The sequence below is a fragment of the Streptomyces sp. NPDC048473 genome (genome assembly GCF_043200155.1).
In the GTDB taxonomy this organism is placed as follows: domain Bacteria; phylum Actinomycetota; class Actinomycetes; order Streptomycetales; family Streptomycetaceae; genus Streptomyces.
On sequence record NZ_JBICXE010000007.1, the window covers coordinates 228,421 to 249,186 of the forward strand.

Sequence of the window (20,766 nt, forward strand, 5' to 3'; positions counted from 1 at the left end):
CCCTCAGGCGGCCTGCGCCATCCCCTGGTAGTGGTGACGAAGAGCAGCACCAGCGACTCCGCGGTGGTGGTACGGGGCCGGCGTCAGACCGTGTCCAACAGCGCCGCGGACCGGCGCAGTTCCTCGGCGCGACGGACGAGCGCCGCGTCGTCGCCGCGGTCGGCGGGCGCCGATGCCATCAGGGCGAACCGGTCCCGTCGGCTCGCCGCGGTCGGCGGGACGGCGACGGCGTTCATCGTCCGGAAGCCCTTCAGTCATGAATGTGCTCCTTTCGATCCACTTCGATCACATGTGCGCTTGTCCCTTGCTGCGGGACGTAATGGATCACTTCCGGGGTCGAGTCGTTCGGTCGCGTCCGCAACCACCGTGCTTCTTCGCTGAAAGCGTCCTTCTCTGCGGTACGCAAGGTGTCACGCCTCATGAAACCCCCTCGCCCGTTACTCCCCGCGCACGTTCGAAGGCGGTGCGTGCAAAAACTCGTGAGTGTATTACCGCGGGAGCGCTCGCGCAGAGGGTTGGGTGAATGTGCCGAAGCGCTGATTCGATCTGACTAAGCTCACGCGCAGCGAAGCCGAGTTGATATGAATTCGAGCGCTTGTTCTCAAGTGTCCTACAAGCGCGTATACCTCCCGAATCAACCGCCAGAGGTTTTAGATGGTTCGTGTTGAATCACCGCCGATCGAACGAGAAACCCCCGTCGTTCGCGCCATGTTGCTGCCCGTGCTCCTGATGGGCGGCGCAACCGCCGCCGCGGTGGCGCTGGTTTCCGCGGCCGCGCGGATACCACTCGTCTGGTGCGGCGCGCTCGCCACCGTCGTGGTCACCGCACTCACCGTTCAACTCGCCCGCCGGGCACGTGATCTGCGTACCCAGCGCGCGGTGTACGAACGGCGCTTCGCCGACCTGGAGCGGCGCATCGCCACCCACGACGACGAGACCGTGCGGATCAGCAAGGAGCTCCTGCCGGCCGCCATCCACCGGCTGCGCGTGGGCAATTCGCCCGAAGAGGTGCTCCGGGACGTCGTCGACGCGGACGAGCTCCACCGCGACCTGCCGGACGCCCAGCGCACCCTCGTCTACACGGTGCTGAACATCATCGACAACGAAGAGGCGATGCGTGACTCCGCGCAGCGCGCCTTCGTCAACGTCGCCCGGCGCGTCCAGGCGATCGTCCACCGCCAGGCGAGTGAACTGCGGGAGATGGAGGAGCACCACGGGCGCAACCCCGACGTCTTCGACGACCTGCTCCGCATCGACCACGGCACCGCGCTGATCGGCCGTCTCGCCGACTCCATCGCGGTTCTCGGCGGCGCCCGACCCAGTCGCCAATGGCCCAAGCCCGTACCGCTGTTCAGCGTGCTGCGCGGCGCCATGTCGCGGATCCTGGAGTACCCGCGCGTCGATCTGCACTCGATCGCCAAGGTCGCCATCATCGGCACGGCCGTCGAACCGCTCATCCACGCCTGCGCGGAGCTCCTCGACAACGCCACCCGCTACTCGCCACCGCAGACCCGGGTGCACGTCACCGCCGTCGAGGTGCAGACCGGCATCGCCATCGAGATCGAGGACGGCGGCGTCTCGCTCAGCGAGGAGGCCCGCGCGCGGGCCGAGAACATGCTCGCCAGGGCCCAGGCCGGCTCCAGCATGAACGACCTCGGCGAGTCCCCGCGACTCGGCATGGCAGTCGTCGGACGGCTCTCGCGGATGTACGACCTCCAGGTCTCGCTGCGGCAGTCCGCGTACGGCGGTGTCCGCGCCGTACTCATCGTGCCCCGCGCCATGATCACCACCGGACCCGCTCCCGGCATCGCCCACGGCATCGGCGCCACGTCGAGGCCCACCAGCGACATCGACCAGGAGGCCATGAAGCACGTCGTGCCGGCGCGACGCAAGCCCCGCACCCCCGTGGCCCAGCGCCCCGCCACCGGACCGGTTGCACCCGCCACCCGGCCGGCCGCACCCGTCACCCGGCCGGTCGCACCCACGGCGGCCATGGAGGACGACGTCCCCGTGGTGACCGAGTGGACCGCCGGCGGCCTCCCGCAACGCCGCAGCCGCGGCCGCGCCCCCCTGGGCTCGCACAACCTCCCCGCACAGGCTGTCGACCCCACCGCAGGACAGCGCAACGGCCACACCAACGGCCACGGCCCGGGGAACGACAGCGGCAAGGAACAGCCCCCCGGACTCTGGCTGGAGGCCTTCACCAACGCCGTCAACGGCGTGGCGCGGGATCCGAAGACCGACGAAGACTCTGACGACGCCTGGGACAAGGGAGACCTGAAGTGATCCAGCAGCGCGGGAATATGGACTGGATGCTCAAGGAACTGGCCGACGACGTGCCGGACATCCACCAGATCGTGGTGCTCTCCGCCGACGGTCTGCGCATCGCCCGGCACGGCGGCGACCCCGATGTCGCCGACCGCCTCGCGGCGGCCTGCGCCGGACTGCAGAGCCTGGCCGCCGCCGTCGCCTCCGAAATCCCTTACAGCGACGGTCTCATGCGCCTGGTCGTCATCGAAGTCACCGGCGGTTTCTTCTACTTGATGGCCGCCGGAACCGGCGCCTACCTCGCGGTCCTTGCCGGTGAGACGGTCGACGCGGGGCTCGTCGGGTCGCGGATGCGCGACATGGTCGTCAGGATCGGTGCCCACCTGACGAGTCCGCCGCGCCATGACGGGCAGGCCGGATGAATTCTCCCCGACGAGAACGCCGAACGGCCGATCCGGCACTGAGCGACCCGGAACGGCTGTACGTGATCACCGGCGATCCCGACGGCAGCGAGCGGGCGCCGCTCGACCTGGTCACGATGGTCGTCGCGAAGGCCCAGCCGACGCCGACGGTCCAGCCCGAGCAGGCCGTGATACTGCGGCTCTGCCAGGCGCCGTTATCCGTCGCCGAGATCTCGGCGTACCTCGGTCTGCCCTTCAGCGTGGTGACATCGCTCCTCACGGAACTCCTCGCGACCGATCTCATCGAATCGCGCGCGCCCATCGTCCGCGCCACTCTCCCGGACAGGTCCCTTCTCGAAGCGGTGATGCATGGACTTCAGAAGCTCTGACACGATCACCGGCCCCCGGAGCGAGGACGTCCTTCCCACCACGGCGACAGCCGCGGTGAAGGTCGTGATCGTCGGAGGGTTCGGGGTCGGCAAGACGACCATGGTCGGATCCGTCAGCGAGATCCGGCCGCTGACCACCGAAGAGACCATGACCCAGGCCGGTGTCGGCGTGGACGACAACTTCGGGGTGGAGAGCAAGACCGCCACCACCGTCGCCATGGACTTCGGCCGGATCTCCATCAGTGAGGAACTGATCCTCTATCTGTTCGGCACCCCGGGCCAGGAACGGTTCTGGTTCCTGTGGAACGGCCTGTTCGAAGGCGCCCTCGGCGCGGTGGTCCTCATCGACACCCGCCGCCTCGAAGTCAGCTTCGATGTCATCGGGCGGCTGGAGGAGCGCGGTGTGCCGTTCGTCGTCGCCGTCAACACCTTCCCCGACGCCCCGAAACACCCTGTCGAGGCGTTGCGTGCTGCCCTGGACCTCCCCGAAGAGGTACCGATGATCGACTGCGACGCCCGGCTGCGTGCCTCCAGCCGCGACGTACTGATGACGCTGATGCGCTATCTGCACAGTCTGGCCCTCCCGCTCGCCTGACCGACCGCAGTACACACCCCCCGCGCGTCCCATCCGTCTGGTCCTTGGAATCCTGATCCCTGGAGCGATCGTGACAACCCCATTCCACTACGAGCCCGGAGCGGCCCAGGGGCCGGTACCGCCCCCCGAGTGCCCGGCCCACGGCCTCGGTATCGGCCCCGGCGGACTACGCCGGTTCTATGGCCCGGAGGCCGAGCGGGACCCCCACGGGCTGTACGACAAGCTGCGTGCCGAACACGGCAGCGTGGCCCCCGTACTGCTGCACGGAGACGTACCCGCCTGGCTGGTCCTCGGGCACAGCGAGAACCTGCACCTGACCCGTACCCCCTCGCAGTTCTCCCGCGATTCCCGGCGGTGGCGGGCCCTGCAGGACGGCACCGTCGCGCCGGACCACCCGCTGGCCCCGATCTTCACCTGGCAGCCGGTCTGTGTCTTCGCCGACGGCGCCACCCATGAACGCCAGCGCGGCGCGGTCACCGACAGCATGGGCCGCATCGACACCCGCGGGGTGCGCCGCCACGTCAACCGCTACAGCAACCGGCTCGTCAACGACTTCTGCCAGGAAGGCCGCGTCGACCTGGTCAGCCAGTTCGCCGAGCGGCTGCCGATGATGGTGATGTGCGCGATCCTCGGCATGTCCGAGGAGTACAACGACCGGATGGTCCAGGCCGCTCGCGACATGACCCGGGGCACGGCGACCGCCGTCGCGAGCAACGCCTACGTCGTCGAAGTGCTGAACCGGCTCGTCCAACGCCGCCGGCGCGAACCCGCGGAGGACTTCGCGACCTGGCTCGTCGAGCATCCGGCAGGAATGAACGACGAGGAGGTCACCGAGCATCTGCGGCTGATCCTCATCGCCTCCTACGAGGCGACCGCCAACCTGATCGCCAACGTCCTGCGCATGGTGCTCACCGACCCCCGCTTCCGGGCCAGGCTCAGCGGCGGCCATATGACGGTGCCCGAAGCGGTCGAGCAGACGCTGTGGGACGAACCGCCGTTCACCGCGGTCTTCGGGCGCTGGGCGGTCGGCGACACCGAACTGGGCGGTAAGCAGATCAAGGCGGGCGACGCCCTGATCGTCGGCATCGCACCGGCCAACACCGATCCGGTGGTACGGCCCGACCTGGGCGCCGACATGGAGGGCAACCGCGCCCACCTCGCGTTCAGTGGCGGCCCCCATGAATGTCCCGGGCAGGACATCGGACGCGCCATCGCGGACGTCGGTGTCGACGCCCTGCTCATGCGGCTCCCCGACCTCGAACTCGCCGTCGACGAGAGCGAGCTGAGCTGGATCGGGAACATCATGGGCCGGCACCTGGTGGAGCTTCCGGCGGACTTCGCCGTGCGTGCGCCGCAGGACGACAAGGAACCGCCGTCCATGGGGAGGCCGAACCCGCCGCGACAGGACTGGGAGGTGCAGTCCACGGTCCGGCACACCGCCCCCACGCCCGGACGCACGCCCGGTGCGGCACCGGCGCCTGCCTCGATGGGCGCGATGGGCGTGACCGGCGTGACCGGCGCGACAGACGCGCCCGGTGCGACGGTCACCGACGAGTCCGGGGGCACGCCCGCAGGGCAGTCCGCCGTCGGCCGGATCCCGCAGCAGCGCAGCGAAACCGCACCGGCGAGGCTGTGGCGGGCCGTCTCGCGCTGGTGGAGCGGCAACTGATTCGACCCGGACCCGCCCGTCGGGACGGAGGCGAGACGAATCACCGGCCCGGTGGCCGTGGACCCGCAGGTCCGCGGCCACCGGGCCGGGTGCTGTCGGCGCCGGGGGAGAGCCGCCGTCCGGAGTCGCTCGGGCCCCGCCCGGGCCGGCCCCCGTACCATGCGGAAGCGTGAAGCTGACAATTCTGGGCGGCGGCGGATTCCGGGTTCCACTCGTGTACGGGGCGCTGCTCGCCGATCACGCCGAGGGCCGCGTGTCCGCGGTCACCCTCTACGACACCGACGCCGACCGGCTCACGGCCATCGCCCGGGTGCTCGGCGAACAGGCCGCGAACGTCCCGGACGCGCCCGCCGTCACCGCCACCACCGAGCTCGACGAGGCGCTGCGCGGTGCCGACTTCGTCTTCTCGGCGATCCGCGTCGGCGGACTGGAAGGACGGGCCGCCGATGAACGGGTCGCTCTCGACGAGGGTGTACTCGGCCAGGAGACGGTCGGCGCGGGCGGCATCGCGTACGGGCTGCGCACCGTGCCCGTCGCCGTCGATCTCGCGCAGCGCATCGCGCGGCTCGCCCCGCACGCCTGGGTCATCAACTTCACCAACCCGGCCGGTCTGGTCACCGAGGCCATGTCCCGTTACCTGGGCGACCGGGTCATCGGCATCTGCGACTCCCCGGTGGGCCTCGGCCGCCGTATCGCCCGGGTGCTCGGTGCCGACCCCGACCGGGCCCGGATCGACTACGTCGGCCTCAACCACCTGGGCTGGGTCCGCGGACTGCAGGTCGACGGCCGCGACGAACTCCCACGGCTGCTGGCGAATCCGGAACTCCTCGGCTCTTTCGAGGAGGGCAGACTTTTCGGCGTCGACTGGCTGCAGTCGCTGGGCGCCGTCCCCAACGAGTATCTGCACTACTACTACTTCAACCGGGAAGCCGTACGCGCCTACCAGGACGCCGAGCAGACCCGAGGCGCCTTTCTCCGCGAGCAGCAGAAGGGCTTCTACGCCCGGGTGAAGGACCCGGCCGCCGCCGCGCTGCCGGCCTGGGACCGCACCCGCGCCGAACGGGAAGCCACCTATATGTCGGAGAACCGGGAGGTCGCCGGGGTCGGCGAGCGGGACGAGAGCGATCTGGAGTCCGGCGGATACGAGAAGGTGGCCCTCGCCCTCATGCGGGCCGTCGCCCGCAACGAACGGACCTCGCTCATCCTCAACGTCCGCAACCGCACGACGCTTTCCGTGCTCGACGCGGACGCCGTCATCGAGGTGCCGTGCCTGGTCGACGCGAACGGCGCCCGTCCCGTAGCCGTCGACCCGCTTCCGTACCACGCCATCGGTCTGGTCACCGCGGTCAAGGCCGTCGAGCGCGCGGTACTGGACGCGGCGGAAAGCGGCTCACGCGCCACCGCCGTGAAAGCCTTCGCACTGCACCCGCTGGTCGACTCGGTGACGGTGGCCGGACGTCTCCTCGACGGGTACATGAAGGTTCATCCCCGGCTCGCCTATCTGAACCGGCCCTAGACGGGTGCTGACGCGGCCACGAAGTCCGGTTGGGAGGACCGGAGTTCGCTGCTGACCAGGAGGTGGAGCTGGGCGTCCAGCCACGCATCGGAACGGGTGGCGATGCCCTCCTCGTTCGGCGCGGCCCTGTCGTCCAGCGCGTCGAGGAAGGCGCGCAGCAGGGTCGCGGCACGGGTCAGGCCGGTGCGTGACAGCGCCGTCGCCGCCTCGTCGATACGGGAGCGGGCGGGGCTGCTCAGATGGCGCAGTCCGCTGTGCGCCGCCGCCGACATGGCGGATATCGCCTCGTCCAGCACCGCCGTCAGCGGATCGGACGGACGGCGCACCGCCGCAGCCAACGCGGTGGAACCGTCACCGGGGGCGAGATCGGGCACGATCACCCCGGCCGGGGTCAGCACCGCGATCGGATCGATCCGGATCCCACCGCCGGAGCGGTGCACCGAACCACTGACATGCGTGGCGCCGCCCTCCAGCGCATCGGCCAGGGCGTCCAACGCACCGGGGCACTCCGGCCGGTAACCCGACGTCACCAGCGCAGGGATCCCCGAGGCATCGCGCACGACGGCTTCGAGGCGCTGCTCGGCGGGGTCGTAACCGACGCTCTCCACCTGTGACAGCGCGACGACATGGACCGCCTCCGCCTCGACCCGTGGCCGGATCAGCCGGGGTGGCCTGCCCTCCCAGCCCGCCGTCAGCGCGGACAGATCCCGTACGAGCAAGGGTTCCGGAAGCTCCGTCCAGGCGGCGCCGACGGGCGTGATGGTCGTCGTGCCGAGCCGGCCCCGGGCGATCGTCAGGGCGCGGCTCGCGGTGCGCCGCACGCTCTCGCTGACCAGACTTCCGGCGGCCAGTGAGCTCAGGGGCGTGGCGAGGACGCGGCGGGTGGACAGCCGGTGACCGGTGAGCTCCTTGCCCTCGGCGGCCGTCCAGGTCTTGCGGAGGACGAGGACGGTGCCCGCACCGGGATGAGCGAAATACACCTCGGAGATCAGGGACTGCGGTGTGCCGTGGACGCGGCAGCCGAGCGACATGAGCCGGACCCGGCGCAGCGGGGTGTCCCCGGCCTCGCGGGTACCCAGGACGCCGGGGAGAGCGGCGGCACGGCGCCGGGCGTGCAACTCGGTGAGCAGGGCTGCGACCAGCTCCGGGCGGTAGTCGGCGTTGCGGTCGGCGTACGCCGTGAGCTGGTCCGTCAACTCGGCGAGTGCACCCGCGGGCCAGTGCAGCGACTCGGCGGTCAGCCCGGCACCGGCCCGTGCCAGGGCTCCGCCGTGGACCGGTCCGACATGGGCCACGCCCTCCGCCAGCAGCTCATCCGCCAGCTCGACGGCCGCGTCGAGCGCGGGCCCGGCCGTGGACGGGGCGGTGGTGCGTCCGCCGACCTGGACGGGGACGGACCGCTCCTCGGTCCCCGTCGCGTCGGCGGCCCGGAACGCCCAGACCGCGAGCGCCACCACCTCGCCGCGCAGCGCGGCGGCCGCGTCCGTCAGCGCGTACGCGATCTCGCCGGGGACCGGGAAGCGCACCGTGCAGGTGGGGAGTTCGACCCGGGGCTCGGGACGGTCCGGGGACGGGCGGTGCACCAGGGCGGTGTAACCCCGCTCGAAGGTGCGGCGGGCCGCGGCGAGCGGACGGGCGCCGACGGCTTCGGTGAGGGCCGTGTCGCCGGTGCTGCCGGGGGACCAGTCGGTGACTGGGGCGGGGGCGCTGTCCGTCTCGGCCTCGGCCCCGCGCTGATAGGCCAGCACCAGGGCGAGGAGGTGGCGGCACACGCCCGGTGCGGCGCAGCTGCAGTCGCCGTCGTCCAGACCCGTACCGGGCGGCAGCGCCGTCGTGGTGCCGTCGTCGAAGCGGGCTCGCACCGTGGTGTCCGGGTCGGTCGTGAGAGCGGGCACCGTGCCCGCGTCCAGCTCCTTCGTGGCCCGTTTGACCAGGCCGCGGTTGGCCAGTGCCGCGAGCGTGTCCGGAGTCAGGGCGAGCAGATCGGGGCGCGTGGTGACGGCGCCGCTCAATGTGTCGGTCATCGGCCCAGCCTCTCGGCGACGAACTCGGCGAGGCGGCCCGGTGTCATCGCCCCGATGTGTGCCCCGGCCGCGGCGAGCCGCCCGGCCAGCTCACGGTCGTACTCGGGGCTGGCGTCCTCGTCGAGCGCGGCCAGCCCCAGCACGGTGGTGCCCTGCTCGACCAGTGCCCGCACCGTGCGCAGCAGCCGGTAGGGGTCGCCGCCCTCGTAGAAGTCGGTGATCAGCGCGACGATCGTGCGCCGCGGATTTTCCACCAGACCTGCACCGTATTCCACGGCCCGGGCGATGTCGGTGCCGCCGCCCAGCTGGACCCGCATCAGCAGCTCCACCGGGTCGGTCACATCGGAGGTCAGGTCCACCACCTGGGTGTCGAAGGCGACAAGGTGCGTCTTGAGGCCGGGCAGGCCCCACAGACACGCGGCGGTCACCGCCGAGTGGATCACCGATCCGGCCATCGAGCCCGACTGGTCGACCAGCAGGATCAGTTGCCACTGCGTCACATGGCGTTGGGTACGGGAGTGGAAGTGGGCGCGCTCGATGAGAAGGCGCCGCTCGGCCGGCTGGTAGTGGGCGAGGTTGGCCCGTACGGTCTGCCGGAAGTCGAAGTTCCTCGCCAGCGGCACCCGGCTGGGCTTGCGGGAGCGTGTGCCGTGGAACGCCCGGCGGATCTCCGGCTGGAGCCTGGCCAGGAGCTGTTTCACCACCGACTCGACGATGCGCCGGGCCAGTCGTAGCACCTGCGGGTTCATCAGATGCTTGGTGCGCAGCACGGCCCGCAGCAGCGTGGGGCTCGGCTCGACCCGCTCCAGCACCGCGGGATCGGTGACGATCTCCTGGATGCCGTACCGCTCGACGGCGTCCCTCTCCAGGCGCTCGATGGTCTCCTTCGGGAAGAGCCGGTGGATGTCCTCGAGCCAGTCGACCGCGGTCACGGCGGACGGGCCGTCACCTCCCGTACGGGGGGTGGTGCCGGAGCGGCGCACACCGCGTCTGGCGAGGTCGGGGTCGCGGCCGTAGAGCCAGTCGAGTGCGGCATCCCGGCCGGCGTTGCCCGGCCCCAGCGGACCGGTGTGCCGCTCGGCGGCGGAACCGAGGACCAGCCGCCACCGTTCCAGCCCCGCGTCGGGAGCTGCGCCGGGACCTGTGCCGCCGTCTTCCCCGGGCGTGGGTGCCCGGCCGGGTACGTGCGCGGGCATGGTCATGGGGTGGCTCCCAGTTCATAGCGGGCCAGCAGTCGGGACACGGACTCCTCCAAGGTGCGGGCCCGGGCGATCAGCAGCGGGTCCTCGGTGGTCCGCAGCAAGGAACGCGACGAGCCGCGCACCCCGCGTCGTTCCAACAGGCGACCGGCGATCCGGTCGCGTTCGCGTGGCGGAAAGAACGCGAAGGCCTGACGCAGTGCGGGCACACCCGACAGGAATTCGTCGTCGGGCAGCGCACAGACCAGGCTGTCCAGCACATCGATCAGCGACTCCGCTCCACTGCCGCCCTCGTCCCCGCCCTCGTTCCCCACCGCGCCCGTCACCTCGTCGCGGGCGAGCGCGAACAGTCCCGCCAGCCAGTCGCCGAGCGCATCCGTACCGGCCGTCGCCACCGTACGCACCGCCTCGGCCGGATCCCCGGAGGCGCCCGGGACCTGCGCCAGGGCCCGGTGCAGTCCGAACGCGGCCCCGCGCAGATCGATGGGTGCCTCCGGATCGCCGCTGATCCGCCACGCGATCGCGGCCGCCGCCTCCCGCGCGACGGAGAGCAACTCCGGTGCGTGCAGCAGCGCGTCCCGCACCGCGACCACGGCCAGCAGACGAGGGAAGTCCACCCCCGACGCACCGCGCGCCCCCTCCAGAAGCCACAGCAACCGCCCCGTGGCCCCGTCGATCACAGCGGCGAGCAGCGGACCGTGCGCCACCCCGTACACCCGGTCGTGCCGCCACAGCCCCAGGGCCGTGGAGAGTATGTCCCCGAGCGATCCGGCTTCCTTCAACTCGCCGGCACGGGAGGCAAGTTCACCGAGCAACTGCGCCGAGAACCCGTCCATCCCGCACAGCACGGCGTCGAACAGCGCCCGGGCCAGGTCGCCGGCCTCCACCGCCGCGTCCTGCGTCCGCTCGGTGAGCGCGGCGGCTGCCGCCTCCGCCAGGGTCGCGCCGTACGCCCCCGCCTCCACCAGCGCGGCCTCGCGCCCCGAGACGGACTGCGCCTCCCAGCGTTCGGTGAAGACCGGGTCGATTCCGTGCTCGGGACCGGCCATCCGCCCATAACCGGGAATCCGCATGACCCGCAGCCGGTGCAGCACCCGGCTGCGCTCCAGATCGGTGGCGTCCGTGAGATCCAGGCGGTACGAGGCCCCGGGGCCGCCGACGAGCGCCAGCCCGGCCAGCTGCGCCGCCACATCGTGAACCAGGGGCGGCGCCGGAGTGCCGGGATGGAGTTGCCCGGTGCGGTCGCCGCTGCAGGCCGCCACCATCTCGACGACCGCGGGATGGGCACCCGTGGTCAGCGTGCCCCGGCTCGTCCACGGGAGCGGGCGGTCCAGGTCGTCCGTGATCAGGGCGCCCGCGAGACCGTCCAGCACATCGATCCTGGCGGGGCGCGGATGGCCGCGCAGCGCCGTGAGCCCCTGGGACAGACTCCGCGCGGCGATCAGATCGGCGGTGGACACCGGGAACTTACGCGCCCGCAGCCGCTCGACGACCATGCGCAGCAAGCCGTCCGCCGCGGCTTCGGGGCCCGCCTCCCACACCTGCTGGTAGTAGCCGGGCGACGGCATCCCCGACTGGTACCCGGCAAAGGCGTCCAACTGCCGGAAGGAGTACGGCACGAGGAAACTCCCGGCCATGGCCCCGTCCGGCGGGGCGGGCACCTGCGGCCACCCGTCCACGCCCCGCTCCCAGTCGTCACCGCTTGCAGCGCTCTCGCCACCGGATCCGGTGAGCGCACGGAGCGCGGGCTGGTGGAAGCCGCCGGTCACCACCAGCACCGGCCGGTCCCCGGTCATGGCGAGCGCCGCCCGGACCCACGCCGCCATGTACGTCTCGCGCGCCCGGTCGCCCGCATCGGCCTCCGCGTCACCGCGCACCAGCGCGAAGTACGCATCGAGCCGTTCGGCGAGACCCTCGTCGGGCTCGACCTCGAACAGGCGGTCCCACAGGGCATCCGAGGAGTCCACCGCGAAGTGCCGGCACAGCCGCTCCGTCGCCTCCGCGTAGCGGACCTCCGCATCTGCATAGCGGTTGGTGCGCTCGGCGAACGCCGGATGCCAGGCCGGCAGATCGATGAAACGGACCTCCGCCCCGGCCGCCCGCCCCGCCCGCAGCGCGACCCACTCGGGCGAGTAGTCGCAGAGCGGAGCCCAGGACGTCGCGGAGCGCTGCCCGTCGCGGTAGTGGCTGAACACCGCGACCGGCAGCTCATGTCCGAGCAGCAGCTCGTCCAGCCGTCCGTTCATCTCGGCAGGACCCTCGACCAGCACCTGGGCGGGCCGGAGCTCCGCGATGGTCCGCTCGACGAGGCGCGCGCACGCGGGGGAGTGGTGACGCACCCCCAGGAACACCGCGGACATCAGTCGGCCAGCAGATGGCGTGCGTCGTACAGAGCCTTCCACGCCGGGCTGCGCCGGCGCGGCACCTGCTGCTCCAGATAGCGGCGCAGCCGGGCCAGGTCCTCCGGGCTGTCCTTCGCCGCCGTCCCCGCCAGACACGCCACCACATCGGCGGCACTGCCCGGCTCGCCGCGCAGGAACCAGCCGCGCACGCCCACGGCATGGGCGACCGAGACGGCCTCCGCGGTACTCATCACCGCCGAAGGACGGTCGGAGACCCCACCGGGTCCGCCCTTCTCGCCGGCTCCCGCACGCAGCTCCCGGAACGTACCGACCAGGACCTCCAGCACATCCCGGTCCGGCGGCGGCTCCACTCCCGAACGCCGCAGCAGGGTCGTCACCTCCGCCTCGACGAGGGCGAGTTCGGTGTCCAGGTCGGGGATCGGGAACACCGTCTCGAAGTTGAACCGCCGCTTGAGCGCCGCGCTCATCTCATTGACGCCCCGGTCCCGGGTGTTGGCCGTCGCGATGACATTGAAGCCCTGCCGGGCGAAGACCATGCCGTCCGGTCCGGTCAGCTCGGGGATCGCCACCACCCGCTCGGAGAGCAGCGACAGCAGCGAGTCCTGCACCTCCAGCGGACAGCGGGTGATCTCCTCGAACCGCACGAGCCTGCCCTCCGCCATGCCGCGCAGCATCGGAGCCGGGACGAGCGAGCGGGTGGAAGGCCCCTCCGCGACCAGCAGTGCGTAATTCCAGCCGTACTTGATCTGGTCCTCGGTGGTGGCCGCGCCACCCTGCACCGTCAGCGTCGAGTCCCCGCTGACCGCGGCCGCGATCAGCTCGGACAGCAGCGACTTGGCGGTGCCCGGCTCCCCGACCAGCATCAGCCCACGGCTCGTCGCCAGCGTCACCAGCGCCCGGTCCACCAGCGAGGGATTGCCGACGAACTTCCGGCTGATCCCTTCGTCCGCGTCACCGATGACGAAGCGGCGCGCCGCGCGCAGGCTCAACTCCCAGCCCGGCGGCCGTGGATCACGGTCGCCGGCCCGCAGCGCGGCCAGCTCCTCGGCGTACCGCACCTCGGCCGGTGGCCGCTGCACCGGAGCCGGGCCGCCGTCCGGTGTCTCGACGCGCGTCTCGTTCCGTACGGTCATGATGCGACGCCCTCGGTGAGTTCCGCCAGGTCGCCGAGGAGTTCGGACACGGTCAGCGCGTCCAGGTCGGCGAAGCGGTGCGGGTGGCTGCGACGGTCCCAGTGATCATTGGGCTGGACGTCGAGCCAGACCGTTTCGAGGATCTGATCGGGGAACATGTCGACCACCCCGACCGCGATGCCCTCGTACAGCGCGATCACCAGATAGCAGTCGTCCGTCAGCCGCTTGGAGATCCAGCGCTCCACTCCGGCGTCCTGCGGCACACCGCGCTCCCAGCCGCGCCGCTCCAGCCCCAGGACCTTCCCGGTCGGCACCTTGAGCCCCTCGAACCTGGTGAGCCGGTACCCCGCCGTCTCCTCCTCGGACAGCTCGAACACGGTGCGCCCGAGCTGCGCGAACGGCTGAAGGATCTCGTAGTCGGCGAACACCTCGGACCAGGTGGTCAGCTCCTCCCCGAGATGCAGCGGGTGCGCGAGCCGCACGGTCGCGTCGTCGGCCAGGGCGAAGACATCGTCCTCCACGTCGGCGAACGTACGGTCCTCCGCGACCCGGAACGCCGTGTGCACGCCGTCGGCCTTCTCGCTCAGCCATACCAGTCGGCGCACCAGATGCCACAGCAGCGGATGACCGACGAACAGCTCCTGGAACTCCTGGGCCGTCCAGGAACGCCCGGTCACCATCGCGGCCTCCAGCCGGCGCACCTGGTCGGAGGCGATCGTCCGGACGTCCTTCTTGAGCGCCATGAACCGCTTGCGCTCGGCCGGGGCGAGCTCCGCGTCGTCCCGGGCGCCCGGCTGCGGCAGATCCTTGCGGCGCTTGCCGTCACCGTCCAGCACATAGGGCCGCAACTGCTCGTCGAAGCCGACCGTGAACGATCGGGTCCCGTAGTCGACGACTGTCGAACCGTCCGCGTCCAGACCGAAGTCCGGCACCAGACGGTCGGAGAGCTGTTCCCCGGTCAGCCCCAGCCCCGCGGCGACCTCGGCGATCTTCTCCTGGGCGCGTGCCTTCAGCGCCTTGAACTTCACCCGCTGCGAGATGCCGTGCAGATGCAGGAGGGCGACATCGGTGCCGATGGACGCCAGCACATCGAGACCCTCCACTGCCCGGTGGTGCGCGCCGTCACCGGGCCAGGCACGGATGACGGGTGTGAGCCGGCGGACCGTCTCGTCGTCGCCCAGCAGTCCCAGCGCGTGCAGTGCCCACGACTCCTTCGCGGGCAGACCGGCCAGCTGCCACTGCTCGAACAGGGCCCAGGCGAACTCGGCGAGCGAAGCGGCATCGGCCGTCTCGACGAGCGAAGCGACCCCTGGGTACACCTCGCCGGGCTTCGACAGCGCCAACATCGTCAGGGCATGGCGCACCGACTGCACTGGCAGCGCACCGCCGGACCGGACCACGACCTGGGGCAGCAGCGAGGGCTCCGCCCAGCCCGGCAGTACAGGCAGCTTGGCGGGCAGCGCCCGCTCCAGCGGGTCCGCGGCCAGCAGCGTGTCCACCGCGGCAACCGTCTCCGGGCCGTACGTCCGGGCGGCATCGCGGACCACGGTGTCGCCGTGCACCGTGGCGATCAGCGTCAGTGCCTGTTCGGCGGCGCGCCGTGCGGCGCCCGCCTTGCCCACGGCGTCCGGCACCAGGAGCGGGGCGGCCGCGACGCCGTGCCGGGTGAACCAGGAACGGGCGGTCACCGCAGTGGACTTGAGGCGTGCCGCCCAGTTCGCCATGTGCCGGGCGACCTGCGCGTCGACGAACGGGAGCAGCAGTGGGGCGAGCGCGCCGGGCTGCCGGGGCACGGCGCGCAGCAGCAGTGGCAGCGCGGCGAGGCCGAAGCGGGCGGCGATCGGTTTGAGGGTGTCCTCGCCGTCCCACAGGTCGGTCGGATCCCAGGTGGCGAGCAGCGGGGCGACCAGTTCCTCGGGCCCGTGGACGAAGACCCAGGCCGGCCGCAGACCGCCCGCGGCCAAGTCGTGATGCAGGGCGGCGGTGTCCTTTTCCCAGTCGCCGTTGCTGTGCCTGGTCGTGTACCAGGAGGAGCTGGCCGCCCATGCCGCCTGCTCCTCGGGCAGCCACTCCAGCGAGGGATCGGACACCGCGGCCAGTCCCGTCACGACCGGGGGCTTGGCATTGGTGCGGGGCCGGGACCACGGCGGCGCCGTCAGCACGGCCGGCAGGGCGTCCACAGATGCGTCGGCGATCAGGTCCGCCGGGTTGAGCAGCGGTTCGACGATCTCCACGATCTCGGCGTCCAGGTCCCCGAGCGCGAGCGAAACCAGTTCGTGGTGGGCGCCGATATGACCGCGCAGCAGTTGCAGCGTCCGGCTGGACGACGCGGCCGAGCTGCCGCGAACCTCGGCGGCCAGCAGTCGCACCGCACGTACCGGATAGCGGCGCATGGCGTCCAGGAGAGCGGGGCGGACATGCTTCGAGTCCGCATGGGCCAGCAGGCCGAGGAAGGCCTCGTCGGTGGGAAGCTCGACCAGGGAGTTGGCGGCGAGCTGCATGCCGTCGGAGTAGTAGTGGTTGCCGTTGAGTGAGTCGGCCAGCAGGGGAGCGATAGCCGGTCCGATGCCCTCGGCGACCGTCGCGATGAACGCGACGCTGTCGGTGAAGCCCGGCCGGTGGGGGAACCGCGCCATCTGGTCGGCCGAGTTCAGCGAGCTGAACACCATGGCGCACAGGGTATGGTCCCGCTCCCCGCTTACTTCGGGGTCTGTGCAGAGGTCGTCGATCCAGTCGGTCTCACTCGGTACCAGATAGGAGACGATGATCTTGCGCAGGGCATCGGTGCGGCACTTGCCCAGCGCCTCGACCGTCTCCCGGTATGTCTCCTCGTCGGCCACGGCGAGCAGCGCACGGACCCGGTCCATCGGCAATCGGCGATCCCTCGCCCAGTACGCGTGGCGCGGGCCTGCGAGCGCCTCCAGCCGGGGCGCGCTCCGTCGGTGGCCGCTCTGGTGCCAGTCGGCGTCGACCGAGAACAGCTCGACCGCGGCCCGTGCGGCGAACGGCAGACCGTAGCGATCGGACCAGTGGTCCGCCCACGCGGAGTCGGGCACAGGAAGGCTGACGACCGAGGCCAGTACGGCCGCTCCGACCGGCGAGGGGCTTTGGGCGGCATGTGACCGCAGATGGTCGGCCAGCCCGGCATCCGAACGCGGCGCGTCCACGAACTCCTGGATCCAGGACGCCTCTTCGACGATCCGGATCTCGACCTTGTCGAGCGTCTCCTTCCGCGCCCTGCTGGGCACCCGGCGCACCCCGCCCCGCCGAGGGTGGAGCATCCGCCGCCAGTTGGCGGGAAGAATGAAGGTGTCCTCGTCGGGCAGAACAAGAGCGTCCGCTTCGGGAAGCGCAGGAGTGTCCGCTCCGGGAACCGCGCCCGGCGCGGTCGCAGTCGCCGCGGCAGCCCCCGTGGCCGTTGCGGCGCCCGCAGTCGATCCCCCCACCTCGCGGTACCCCTTCTTCTCCTTCTCCGCGATCGTCTTGAGGACCTGCGCCGACGCGCCCTCGGCCGACGCGTACTCCTTCGTCTGCGTACGCCCGTCGCTCCCGCACCGCCCGTAGCGCACCGTCACCACGGCACCCTCGGCCTCGGTCTCCCAGAACTTCGAGGCACTGCCCTCGACGTACTCCCAGCGACGCACAGTCCCGCCCCCTTCACACCCGGACAGCCCGCTCAGCCGCGGGCTTCTCGATCAGTGGTTCCACAGTAGAACGGACCACTGACAACGCAGCGAGACCGGGGTATCCGTCGGGTGAAGCAGCAGGTCAACCGCTATGTGAGAGCTCTTCCCTGCGCACGGCACGAGTAAATGACAGTCCCGGGACCAGCCGTTGCACCTCGTCCACCGCCGCACTCCCGAGCCGTTCCAGCTCATTGCCGAGCGAGCCCGTCAGATGCGGCGTCAGGGAGGCGCCCCGCAGGTCGAGAAGCCGACTGTCCGGCGGCAGGGGTTCCGGATCGGTGACGTCGAGTACGGCGCTGATCCGGCCGGCCGCTGCCTCGTCCGTCAACGCCACCGTGTGGACCGGCGCCCCGCGTGCCGTGTTGATGAGAGGCGGGGTTCCTGAGGGAAACCTCCGCCCCCTTTCCCGGCTGCGTCAGGGAGCGGAGACGGCGCGTGCGCCGCCGGACGGTGCCCACGACGGCGTCACACCGGTGACCTGGCACACCATCAGGAAGAGCGGGATGGGCGGGGTGTACGGCGTGCGGTTGTCGGGCTGGTGGATCAGCCGGGGCCGTGCCGCCGGAACGTAGGCCCCTTTCGCATAGGCGGCCTGCGCGGGCCAGTCCAGATCGAGGTCGGAGCCCGCAGGCACGATCCACCACCAGCGATCGGCATCCGCGAAGACGCAGCCGGTGCGTGGCAGATGAGACATCAGCCGGAAGCCGTACCGGGACGGCACCCCCACCGCGTCACAGCCCAGGCTCGCCGACAGCGCGGGCGGCAGCGGCAACTGCACCGTGCCCGTGCCGGTGGCGCGCCGGGGCTCACGGGAGCGGCGCGCTCCGAGCAGATGGGACATTGCGTTCTTCAACATGACCGCTCCGAGCAGTGCGGCAGTTCTGCCCAGACGATGCGGCCCGAGCCGTTGCCCGCGTCGCGGGAACCCCAGGAGCTGCTCATCGCGTCGACGAGCAGCAGGCCGCGTCCGTGCTCGTCATCGGCGGTACGGCACAGCTGCGGTCCGCCGGGCTGGTGTCCTTGGTCCTGCACGGCTATGCGCAGCCGTCCGTCGAGGCAGCGCAGCTCGCACACGACGCGAGCGCTCACGGTGTGCACCACCGCGTTGGTGACCAGTTCCGAGACGATCAAGATCGCCGCCTCGTGCGCGTCCTCGTCCAGCGGCCACTCGTCGAGCCGATCTCTCGTCAGCCGCCGTGCACCGGCCACCGACTCGGGGTGCGCAGGCAGCGCGAAGCAGTATCGGAGCGCTTCCGTCCCGGGGCTGAGGTCCATGAGCCGGGGGACAAGCGCACTGCCAGGTGCCACAACCGATTCCTCACAGTGGGGGCTGCGTCACGCTCCGCGATCCCACGCAAATGAGGGCGGCCGTGACTACGTGAACTGGTTCACTCACCAACTCTCCCCCTGTCGGGAACACTTGGCAAGGGGCACTCTGAAAATTTCAGAGTGGCTGTGTCTTGGACGGCCTGCACATGGCACACTGCTGGCAATCAGTGCATCGGGAGGTCTGAAGTGAGCGAACCGCGGTCCGCCCCGACCGTGGGTCAGGTCGTTCTCGGCAAGCGCCTGCAGGATCTGCGGGAGCGTGTCGGCCTGAGCCGTGACCAGGCTGCCAAGGTGCTGCGGGTCGCACCTGCGACGATACGCAGGATGGAGACCGCCGAGGTCGCTCTCAAGATCCCCTATGTCCAGCTGCTGCTGAAGGCGTACGGGATCGCCGACGGCGAGGCCGACGCCTTTGTGGAGCTCGCCGAAGAGGCCAATAAACCCGGCTGGTGGCAGCGCTTCCACGATGTGCTGCCCGACTGGTTCAGCATGTACGTCAGCCTGGAGGGCGCCGCGAGCCTCCTGCGCATGTACGAGCCGCACTTCGTCCCCGGACTGCTGCAGACCGAGGACTACGCGCGCTCGGTGATGCGCACCGGAGCCGTCGGCCAGACCAGACCCGAGGACATCGAGCGCCATGTGGCGCTGCGGATGCAGCGCCAGTCCCTGCTGGCCAGGCCGGACTCCCCGAAGCTGTGGGTGGTGATGGACGAGACGGTGCTGCGCCGTCCCGTCGGCAGCGTCGACGCCATGCGCGGGCAGATCGACCGGCTGCTCGAAGCGACCGAGATGCCGCATGTGACGCTGCAGATCGCGGAGTTCTCGACCGGCCACCATCCGGGCACCTACGGCCCCTTCGTCCTCTTCCGCTTCGGCGTCCCCGAACTTCCCGACATGGTTTACAGCGAGTACCTGACCGGAGCCGTCTACTTCGACGCGCGCCCCGAGGTGGCCTCCTACCTCGAAGTCATGGACCGCATGGCGGCTCAGGCCGCAACTGCACAACGCACGAAGGAAATCCTCCGGGACTTCCGCAAGGAGCTGTGATGGAACCCATATACAACGGCATGCCGGCCGCCGAACTCGGCTCCGAGGGCTGGTACAAGCCGTGGAGCGGTGGGAACGGAGGCAATTGCGTCGAAGCCATGAAGCTGTCCGACGGCAGAGTCGCCGTGCGCCAGTCCGCCGATCCCGACGGCCCCGCCCTGATCTACTCCCACCGTGAGATCGCCGCTTTCATCCAGGGGGCCAAGTCCGGCCAGGCGGACTTCCTTCTCACCTGAATCCGCGGCCCCATCCCCTGATTCCGCAGCGCCGGAGCCCGTCTTCGCCCCACACTCTTGTTGCTCGCCGACCTATGGACCCATGGAGCACGCTATGACCGGGCACGAACCCCAAGCCATCGCGATCGACACCAGCAAGCCGCATCCCGCCCGGATGTACGACTGGTTCCTCGGCGGCAAGGACAACTACCCGGTCGACGAACAGATGGCCCGGCAACTGCTGGCCCTCGACGCCAGAGGGCGCGACATGGCCCGCGTCAACCGGGCCTTCATGCACCGGGCCACCCGGTGGCTGGCCGAGAACGGCATCCGCCAGTTCCTGGACATCGGCACCGGCATCCCCACCGAGCCGAACCTCCACCAGATCGCCCAGCGGACCGCTCCGGACGCGCGCATCGTCTACTGCGACAACGACCCGATCGTCCTCGCGCACGCGGCGGCCCTGCTGCGCTCCACCCCACAGGGCGCCACCGAGTACATCCAGGCCGACGCCCGCAAGCCGGAAGTCATCCTGGAGCAGGCCGGCAAGGTCCTCGACTTCGACAAGCCGGTCGCCCTGTCGCTGCTGGCTCTGCTGCACTTCCTGGACGACGAGGACGGTGCGGCCGAACTCGTCGACCGCCTGGTCGAGCGGCTCCCCTCCGGCAGCTACCTGGTGCTCTCGCACACCACCGGAGACTTCGATCCCGAGGGCGCGGCGCAGGCGTCCGCCATGTACAAGGCCCGCGGGATGACGCTGCGCCTGCGTTCCCACGCCGAGTTCACCACGTTCTTCGACGGACTCGAACTCGTCGAGCCCGGTGTCTCGCTCTCCGCGGACTGGCACCCGGAGCTCGGCGAGGTCATCGACGTCCCCGGCGGCGAGCCGATCCCGGGCTACGCGGGCGTGGCCCGCAAGGCCTGACCGCCCG

General features: G+C 70.9%; 18 protein-coding genes. 9 read left to right on the forward strand and 9 right to left on the reverse strand.

Features of this window, described 5'->3' with window-relative positions; genetic code table 11:
• Window positions 1-83: 83 nt before the first annotated feature.
• A complete protein-coding gene (locus ACGFU7_RS15415) occupies window positions 84-236 on the reverse strand; it encodes a hypothetical protein (RefSeq protein WP_393695948.1) in 153 nt (50 codons plus the stop codon).
• Between the two features lie 418 nt (window positions 237-654).
• Between ACGFU7_RS15415 and ACGFU7_RS15420 the strand changes: the two genes are divergently transcribed.
• From ACGFU7_RS15420 to ACGFU7_RS15445, 6 genes are all read left to right on the forward strand, one after another.
• Window positions 655-2,286 (forward strand): ATP-binding protein, encoded by a 1,632-nt coding sequence (locus ACGFU7_RS15420; RefSeq protein ID WP_393695950.1) that lies wholly within the window; start codon window positions 655-657, stop codon window positions 2,284-2,286.
• The gene (locus ACGFU7_RS15425) at window positions 2,283-2,690 is read left to right on the forward strand and encodes a roadblock/LC7 domain-containing protein (RefSeq protein ID WP_093896207.1); all 408 of its coding nucleotides are present in this window, start codon (window positions 2,283-2,285) and stop codon (window positions 2,688-2,690) included. The genes ACGFU7_RS15420 and ACGFU7_RS15425 overlap by 4 nt, the downstream gene beginning before the upstream one ends.
• On the forward strand, window positions 2,687-3,058 hold the full coding sequence (locus tag ACGFU7_RS15430; RefSeq protein ID WP_393695952.1) for a DUF742 domain-containing protein: 372 nt from the start codon (window positions 2,687-2,689) through the stop codon (window positions 3,056-3,058). Before ACGFU7_RS15425 ends, ACGFU7_RS15430 begins: the two co-directional genes overlap by 4 nt.
• Window positions 3,039-3,653: an ATP/GTP-binding protein gene (locus ACGFU7_RS15435; protein ID WP_393695954.1), complete on the forward strand. Its 615-nt coding sequence runs from the start codon at window positions 3,039-3,041 to the stop codon at window positions 3,651-3,653. Before ACGFU7_RS15430 ends, ACGFU7_RS15435 begins: the two co-directional genes overlap by 20 nt.
• A gap of 70 nt (window positions 3,654-3,723) precedes the next feature.
• Window positions 3,724-5,322, forward strand: a complete 1,599-nt coding sequence (locus tag ACGFU7_RS15440; protein WP_393695956.1) for a cytochrome P450 — start codon at window positions 3,724-3,726, stop codon at window positions 5,320-5,322.
• Window positions 5,323-5,491: 169 nt separating this feature from the next.
• Complete coding sequence (locus ACGFU7_RS15445) at window positions 5,492-6,838, forward strand: 6-phospho-beta-glucosidase (RefSeq protein ID WP_393695958.1); 1,347 nt, start codon at window positions 5,492-5,494, stop codon at window positions 6,836-6,838.
• Here the strand turns inward: ACGFU7_RS15445 and ACGFU7_RS15450 are convergent.
• The 8 genes from ACGFU7_RS15450 to ACGFU7_RS15485 all read right to left on the reverse strand — a co-directional run bounded on the left by ACGFU7_RS15450 (window position 6,835) and on the right by ACGFU7_RS15485 (window position 18,551).
• On the reverse strand, window positions 6,835-8,862 hold the full coding sequence (locus tag ACGFU7_RS15450; RefSeq protein ID WP_393695960.1) for a hypothetical protein: 2,028 nt from the start codon (window positions 8,860-8,862) through the stop codon (window positions 6,835-6,837). The genes ACGFU7_RS15445 and ACGFU7_RS15450 overlap by 4 nt on opposite strands.
• Window positions 8,859-10,064 (reverse strand): VWA domain-containing protein, encoded by a 1,206-nt coding sequence (locus ACGFU7_RS15455; RefSeq protein ID WP_393695962.1) that lies wholly within the window; start codon window positions 10,062-10,064, stop codon window positions 8,859-8,861. Before ACGFU7_RS15455 ends, ACGFU7_RS15450 begins: the two co-directional genes overlap by 4 nt.
• Window positions 10,061-12,421 (reverse strand): DUF5682 family protein, encoded by a 2,361-nt coding sequence (locus ACGFU7_RS15460; protein WP_393695964.1) that lies wholly within the window; start codon window positions 12,419-12,421, stop codon window positions 10,061-10,063. The genes ACGFU7_RS15455 and ACGFU7_RS15460 overlap by 4 nt, the downstream gene beginning before the upstream one ends.
• Window positions 12,421-13,557 (reverse strand): AAA family ATPase, encoded by a 1,137-nt coding sequence (locus tag ACGFU7_RS15465; protein ID WP_393695966.1) that lies wholly within the window; start codon window positions 13,555-13,557, stop codon window positions 12,421-12,423. The genes ACGFU7_RS15460 and ACGFU7_RS15465 overlap by 1 nt, the downstream gene beginning before the upstream one ends.
• Window positions 13,554-17,201: a DUF4132 domain-containing protein gene (locus ACGFU7_RS15470; protein WP_393695968.1), complete on the reverse strand. Its 3,648-nt coding sequence runs from the start codon at window positions 17,199-17,201 to the stop codon at window positions 13,554-13,556. The genes ACGFU7_RS15465 and ACGFU7_RS15470 overlap by 4 nt, the downstream gene beginning before the upstream one ends.
• Window positions 17,202-17,325: 124 nt before the next feature.
• The gene (locus tag ACGFU7_RS15475) at window positions 17,326-17,610 is read right to left on the reverse strand and encodes an NAD(P)-dependent oxidoreductase (protein ID WP_393696172.1); all 285 of its coding nucleotides are present in this window, start codon (window positions 17,608-17,610) and stop codon (window positions 17,326-17,328) included.
• A gap of 48 nt (window positions 17,611-17,658) precedes the next feature.
• Window positions 17,659-18,099 (reverse strand): hypothetical protein, encoded by a 441-nt coding sequence (locus ACGFU7_RS15480; protein ID WP_393695970.1) that lies wholly within the window; start codon window positions 18,097-18,099, stop codon window positions 17,659-17,661.
• Window positions 18,093-18,551: an ATP-binding protein gene (locus tag ACGFU7_RS15485; protein ID WP_393695972.1), complete on the reverse strand. Its 459-nt coding sequence runs from the start codon at window positions 18,549-18,551 to the stop codon at window positions 18,093-18,095. The genes ACGFU7_RS15480 and ACGFU7_RS15485 overlap by 7 nt, the downstream gene beginning before the upstream one ends.
• A 207-nt stretch (window positions 18,552-18,758) precedes the next feature.
• Here ACGFU7_RS15485 and ACGFU7_RS15490 point away from each other — a divergent pair, with 207 nt between their 5' ends.
• From ACGFU7_RS15490 to ACGFU7_RS15500, 3 genes are all read left to right on the forward strand, one after another.
• Window positions 18,759-19,619, forward strand: a complete 861-nt coding sequence (locus tag ACGFU7_RS15490) for a helix-turn-helix domain-containing protein (RefSeq protein WP_393695974.1) — start codon at window positions 18,759-18,761, stop codon at window positions 19,617-19,619.
• Window positions 19,619-19,855 carry a DUF397 domain-containing protein gene (locus tag ACGFU7_RS15495; protein WP_093896218.1) on the forward strand — a complete coding sequence of 79 codons (237 nt, stop codon included), beginning with the start codon at window positions 19,619-19,621 and terminating at the stop codon, window positions 19,853-19,855. The genes ACGFU7_RS15490 and ACGFU7_RS15495 overlap by 1 nt, the downstream gene beginning before the upstream one ends.
• A 94-nt stretch (window positions 19,856-19,949) precedes the next feature.
• Window positions 19,950-20,759 carry an SAM-dependent methyltransferase gene (locus tag ACGFU7_RS15500; RefSeq protein WP_393695976.1) on the forward strand — a complete coding sequence of 270 codons (810 nt, stop codon included), beginning with the start codon at window positions 19,950-19,952 and terminating at the stop codon, window positions 20,757-20,759.
• Window positions 20,760-20,766 lie beyond the last annotated feature (7 nt).